Origin of the sequence: Kitasatospora sp. NPDC056800, from assembly GCF_042789775.1 — a bacterium.
GTDB lineage: Bacteria > Actinomycetota > Actinomycetes > Streptomycetales > Streptomycetaceae > Kitasatospora.
Window position 1 is genome coordinate 1 of the sequence record NZ_JBHUAL010000415.1, and the last position, 1,560, is coordinate 1,560.

The 1,560-nt window shown below is 68.4% G+C and carries 1 protein-coding gene; it reads right to left on the reverse strand.

From position 1 onward, the window contains the following. Positions 1-43 precede the first annotated feature (43 nt). The gene (clpX, locus tag ACFRQN_RS40790; protein WP_045696864.1) at positions 44-1,333 is read right to left on the reverse strand and encodes an ATP-dependent Clp protease ATP-binding subunit ClpX; all 1,290 of its coding nucleotides are present in this window, start codon (positions 1,331-1,333) and stop codon (positions 44-46) included. Positions 1,334-1,560 lie beyond the last annotated feature (227 nt).

Here is a 1,560-nt window from a genome sequence, read left to right on the forward strand (position 1 = left end):
CCGGATCCGGTGCGGGGCCCCTCCTCGTGGCGTCGGCCTCGGGTCAGGCGCTCTTCTCCCGGCGCTCGCGCTTGATCATGTCGCGCGGCACCAGGGTGGGGATGGCGTGCTTGGAGACGACGTCCCCGGTGACCACCACGCGGGCGACGTCCTGGCGCGAGGGGACCTCGTACATCACGGACATCAGCACCTCCTCCATGATGGCCCGCAGCCCGCGCGCGCCGGTGCCGCGCAGGATCGCCTGGTCGGCGATCGCCTCCAGCGCGTCCCGGGAGAACTCCAGCTCCACGCCGTCCAGTTCGAACAGCTTGCGGTACTGCTTGACCAGCGCGTTGCGCGGCTCGGTGAGGATCTGGAGCAGCGCCTCGCGGTCCAGGTTGTGCACGCTGGTGATCACCGGCAGACGGCCGATGAACTCGGGGATCATGCCGAACTTCACCAGGTCCTCGGGCATCACCTGGCGGAAGTGGTCGCTGGCGTCCGACTCCCGCTTGGAGCGGATGTTGGCGCCGAAGCCGATGCCCTTGGCACCCGCGCGGCCCTCGATGATCCGCTCCAGGCCGGCGAACGCGCCGCCGACGATGAACAGCACGTTCGTGGTGTCGATCTGGATGAACTCCTGGTGCGGGTGCTTGCGCCCGCCCTGCGGCGGCACCGACGCGGTGGTGCCCTCCAGGATCTTCAGCAGGGCCTGCTGCACACCCTCGCCGGAGACGTCCCGGGTGATCGACGGGTTCTCGCTCTTGCGCGCGACCTTGTCGATCTCGTCGATGTAGATGATCCCGGTCTCGGCCTTCTTGACGTCGTAGTCGGCCGCCTGGATCAGCTTGAGCAGGATGTTCTCGACGTCCTCGCCGACATAGCCGGCCTCGGTCAGCGCGGTGGCGTCCGCGATCGCGAACGGCACGTTCAGCATCCGGGCCAGGGTCTGCGCCAGCAGCGTCTTGCCGGAGCCGGTGGGGCCCAGCAGCAGGATGTTGGACTTGGCCAGCTCGATGGCGTCCTCGCGGCCGTTGCCCCCGCTGCGGCCCGCCTCACCCGCCTGGACCCGCTTGTAGTGGTTGTAGACGGCGACCGACAGCGCCTTCTTGGCGAGGTCCTGGCCGACCACGTACTGGTCCAGGAACTCGTAGATCTCGCGCGGCTTCGGGAGCTCCTCGAAGCGCACCTCGGAGGTCTCGGCGAGTTCCTCCTCGATGATCTCGTTGCACAGGTCGATGCACTCGTCGCAGATGTACACGCCTGGGCCGGCGATCAGCTTCTTCACCTGCTTCTGCGACTTGCCGCAGAACGAGCACTTGAGCAGGTCGCCACCGTCTCCGATGCGTGCCACGAGGTGCTTCCCCTTCGCCAGGGGCCCCGCAGGGGTTCCGGGGCCTGGTGCTGTGGACCGTCAACGCCGACGGCGCTCGGTCTCGCTATCCGACGGTACTCTGCCGGGCCCGTGATTCCGTCCTCTTCGCCAGGTCTGCCCTACGCCCTGGGCGAATTGATACCGAACAGATGCCGTCGCACGGGCCCGCCGATGGGCCGGGGCGGGGTGCGCACCCGTGTGCGCAC